This window comes from Microbacterium umsixpiens, assembly GCF_053543675.1.
This window is the reverse complement of the sequence record NZ_JBLVOH010000094.1, coordinates 16,107-20,451: the sequence shown is the minus strand read 5'-3', so window position 1 is coordinate 20,451 and position 4,345 is coordinate 16,107. Positions and strand designations below refer to the sequence as shown.

Below are 4,345 nucleotides of genomic sequence, written 5' to 3'. Positions count from 1 at the left end.
ACTCGACGTCATGGGGCGGCTCGAAGAGGCGGAGGCCGCAGTCGCCGCACAGCAGGCTCTCCTGGAGACGACCACCGCCGAGGGGTCGGCGCTCACCGCCCAGGCCAAGGCAGATGTCGCCGCGGCGACGGATCTGGGTGCGCAGCTCGCCCGCGATCGAGCGGCCGTGGCCGAAGGCGTCTCACCGGAACTCCTGGCCGAGTACTCCCGTCGCGCGACGAACAGCGCCGGCGCGGCTCTTCTCACCCGCGGCACCTGCGAAGGTTGCCGCATCCTGCTTCCCAGCACCGATCTGAACGACATCCGCCGCGCGGCGGACGACCTCGTGGTCTCCTGCCCCGAGTGCGGCTGCATCCTCGTGCGCACCGAGGAATCCGGGCTCGCATGAGCGGTGCCCGCGCCCGCCGCCGATGACAGCGCCGGCGTCGGGGATCGAACGCCGCATCGCGCTCATCTCCGTCGGCGCGCAGGAGTACGTCGCGATCGAGCTCGACGCCGACGACGAAGAGCAGAACCGCACGTCTCTGCGCACCGACGAGCTGTCCGCATGGGTCCACGCCGCGGAGACCTCCGACGCTCCGCGCTGGATCATGCGCACCGCCGCGGAGACCTACGCCCTCCTCCTCGGCGACGGAGTGCGGATCTCTCGCAGCCATGATCTGGTGCTGTGCCATGCGATCCTGCGCGACACCTCTGCGGTGCCGACCCCGCTTCCCGCGTCGCACGAGTGGGAGCGGCGTGAGCCGACCGTTGCGGCGCCGTCGCTGTTCGACGTGTTCGACGACACGAGCGGAGAGGACCCGATCGTCACGACCCTCGGTCAGTACCGGGCGCAGCGGGAGACGATCGCTGCGGCGCCGGATGGTCGCCTCACGCTGCTGTGCGCGGCGGAGTCGGCGGGCGGACTCATCGCCGAGGAGATGCGGGCCGCGGGGTTGCCCTGGGACGAGGGCGTGCACGATGCGATCCTGACCGACACGCTGGGCACGCGTCCGGTCGCCGGTGGAACGCCGAGTCGTATGGTCGAGCTCGGCGATCGAGTGCGGGAACTCCTCGGCGACGCCTCACTGCACCTCGACAGTCAGCAGAAGCTGCTCCGGGCGCTGCATCGTGTCGGGGTTCAGGTGGAGTCCACCAGCCGCTGGGAGCTCGCCGAGCACGACCACCCGGTCGTCGAACCGCTGCTCGCGTACAAGAAGCTTTCCCGGCTGCTCAGCGCCAACGGCTGGGCCTGGCTCGCCGAATGGGTGCACGAAGGGCGGTTCCGTCCCGTGTACATCCCCGGTGGCGTGGTCACCGGGCGCTGGGCCTCTGCCGGCGGAGGCGCGCTTCAGCTTCCGCGCAGTCTGCGCCCTGCGGTGCGTGCCGACCCTGGATGGACTCTCGTCGTGGCGGACGTCGCGCAGCTGGAGCCGCGGATGCTCGCTGCGATGGCCTCCGACGAGGCGATGGCGCGGGCGGCGCGGGGGAGCGATCTGTACGCCGGCGTCGTCGCATCCGGAGCGGTGGCCACCCGGGAGGAGGCGAAGTACGCGGTGCTCGGTGCGATGTACGGCGCCACGACCGGTGACAGTGGGCGGCTCGTTCCACGGCTGAGGAAGGTGTACCCGCGCGCCATGGCGCTCGTCGACGCGGCGGCGCGCACGGGCGAGGACGGCGGCATCGTGTCCACCTGGCTCGGCCGATCATCGCCCCGACCCTCGGTGGAGTGGATGCGTCTGCAGGCCGATGCCACCGGCGCTGATGCCGATCCGGCAGTCGTAGCGCTCGCTCGGCGCCGGGCGCGTGACTGGGGGCGATTCACCCGGAACTTCGTCGTGCAGGGGACTGCCGCCGAGTGGTCGCTGATCTGGCTCGCCGAGATCCGTCACCGCCTGCAGCAGATCCCCGAGGGCTTCACCACGGCCACGGCATCCGGTCCCTTCGCGCAGGCACCGCACCTGGCCTTCTTCCTGCACGACGAGGTCATCCTGCACGTTCCGCAGGAGCACGCAGAAGCGGCGGCCGAGGCCGTGCGTGAAGCGGCCGCGGTCGCGACGACCCGCCTCTTCGGCTCATTCCCGATCGACGTGCCCCTGGACCTCCGGATCGCAGAGTCCGCCGAGAAGTAGGAATGGCCTCCCGAGAAGTAGACTGGGAGTGCGAATGGGTCGACTGGACGGCCGCGTGGCGGGTGACCGCACCGAGGAACGTCCGGGCTCCTCAGGGCAGGACGGTGGGTAACGCCCACCCGGAGCAATCCGCGAGAAAGTGCCACAGAGAGTAGACCGCCCCGCAAGGGGTAAGGGTGAAAGGGTGGTGTAAGAGACCACCGGGGGCCATGGTGACATGGCCCGCCAGGTAAACCTCGTCCGGAGCAAGGTCAGACAGAGGATGATGACGCGGCTCGCCGAGTCCTCGGGTAGACCGCTAGAGTGCCACGGCAACGTGTCGCCGAGAGAGATGGCCGTCGAAGGGGCGAAGAACCCCGGAACAGAACCCGGCGTACAGGTCGGCCCATTCGCATAGATCGACCTGATCCGCTGGTCACCTTCGAGGCACCTCGGAACCGCGTCTTGTTCCCGTCTTGACCTTGACACGCTGACAAGGTGTGAAGTGGGATGTGGAGGTGGTCCTCATGACCCAAGACAACATGACATCCCCCGTGAGCCGGCTGCGCAGCGCGTTGAGCGCGTCGGACGCATCAGTCAGGCTGCAGACGGCGCTCACTGCAGGGATCCACACGGACGACGCGTACCTGCCGGTGCTCATCGAGCGGTGCTCGGTCGAGCCCGACTTCTACGTGCGGGACATGCTCACATGGGCGATCACCCGCCAGGATCGGACGAAGGCCGTCGATCTCCTGCTGCCCGAGCTCGACTCGACGACTGCTCAGGCCCGGAGCCAGGCCCTGCACAGCCTCTCGAAGCTCGGCGACCGGCGTGCCTGGTCAGCGATCACCGTGGACTTGCTGCGTGACGACGACGTCGAAGTCGCGAAGGCGGCGTGGCGCACCGCGGCAGGCCTCGCGCCGGAGAGTGAGCACCCCGCACTCGCCCGCGAGCTGGCTCGCAACCTCGGCCGCGGAGATCGTGAGCTCCAGCGAAGCCTGAGCCGGGCGATCGCGATGCTCGGCCCCGCCGCCGAGTCCGTCGTCGACGCGGCGACGGATGCGCCGGACCCCGGGGTTCGTGAGCACGCGCTGGCCACAGCACATGTCATGGCATACCCGGACGATGGTTTCGAGGCGGCCATCGAGGAAGCCCGGCGAGTGGTCGCGCTTCGGGACGCACCGACGGTCGGAGACGACTGACATGCTCATCGGGGAGGTCGCCCGGCGAAGCGGGGTGAGTGCACGCATGCTGCGCCACTACGACCGCATCGGTCTCGTCTCGCCGACGGCGCGCACCAGCGGCCACTATCGCCAGTACGCGGAAGTGGATGTCGAGCGGCTGCTTCACGTGGAGAGTCTGCGATCGCTCGGCCTCAGCTTGGCGGAGGTCGCCGACGCACTCGACTCAGAGGCGTTCGCATCGGCGGATCTCGTCGAGCGCCTCGTCGAGCGCGCGCGGGCCCAACAGAGCGCTGCGACCGAACTCGTCTCGCGTCTGGATCGCATTCGCGCGAGCGATCCTCGCGACGTGGCCGATGCGCTTCGTATCATCGCACTCATTCGTGGATTCGATTCCGTGAGCGCGTCCGGCCGACAGAGGTTGGCTCTGACACTCGAGAAGGGCGACGAGCGCGACACGGCCGTCCTCATCGAGGCTCTGCTCCGCGAGGATGAACCGAACGTGGCCGGCGCGGTCCTCTGGTCCCTCGCGTTGATCGGAGACCCCGCGGTTCCCGTTCTCGCGAGGGAGCTCACCTCAGCGCACGCGCAGCGACGACACCGTGCGCTGGAGGCGCTCCTCAAGATCGGCACGCCTCGAGCGCTGGCGTCCGTGGCCCGGCAGACGACGCACGCGGACCCGCGAGTTCGTGCTCGCGCGAACATCGTCGGGAGTATGTCGGGCGACATCGCCGTGGTCGCCGCACTGGTCGCGCAGGTGGCCGCGGGGGAGCTCGACATGGAGGCGAGCGACGCTCTGGAGGCGCTCGCCTCTCGTGAAGGGTTCACGGGCGAGCTCGTCCGTGCTTCGACGGCGGTGATGGCGATGACCGACGCCGATGGTCGTCGGCGCCTGGTCGGGATGCTCGCGTGCATCCCCGGGCCCGACGTCGAATCGGTGCTGCAGACGCTGGCCGCCGACCCGGAGTCCTCCGTCGCGATCGCTGCCCGCGCCCACCTCGGGGTTCGCACGGAGCGCCGCTGACCGGTCGAGACGGGTTCGTCCACGCCGCCCGACTCATGACGAAGGCCCCC

General features: G+C 69.6%; 4 protein-coding genes and 1 other RNA gene. All 5 read left to right on the top strand.

Annotated features, from left to right (window positions below; translation table 11 throughout):
• A partial coding sequence (locus ACNPM4_RS09615; protein WP_448985518.1) for a zinc ribbon domain-containing protein occupies positions 1-388 on the top strand: 388 nt, incomplete at its 5' end.
• A 22-nt stretch (positions 389-410) separates the two neighbouring features.
• Positions 411-2,111 carry a bifunctional 3'-5' exonuclease/DNA polymerase gene (locus tag ACNPM4_RS09610; protein WP_448985517.1) on the top strand — a complete coding sequence of 567 codons (1,701 nt, stop codon included), beginning with the start codon at positions 411-413 and terminating at the stop codon, positions 2,109-2,111.
• A 35-nt stretch (positions 2,112-2,146) separates the two neighbouring features.
• Positions 2,147-2,503, top strand: an RNA gene (gene rnpB, locus ACNPM4_RS09605) — RNase P RNA component class A.
• Positions 2,504-2,617: 114 nt separating this feature from the next.
• Positions 2,618-3,292 (top strand): HEAT repeat domain-containing protein, encoded by a 675-nt coding sequence (locus tag ACNPM4_RS09600; RefSeq protein WP_448985516.1) that lies wholly within the window; start codon positions 2,618-2,620, stop codon positions 3,290-3,292.
• A 1-nt stretch (position 3,293) separates the two neighbouring features.
• Positions 3,294-4,295: a MerR family transcriptional regulator gene (locus ACNPM4_RS09595; RefSeq protein ID WP_448985515.1), complete on the top strand. Its 1,002-nt coding sequence runs from the start codon at positions 3,294-3,296 to the stop codon at positions 4,293-4,295.
• The last annotated feature ends 50 nt before the right edge of the window (positions 4,296-4,345 follow it).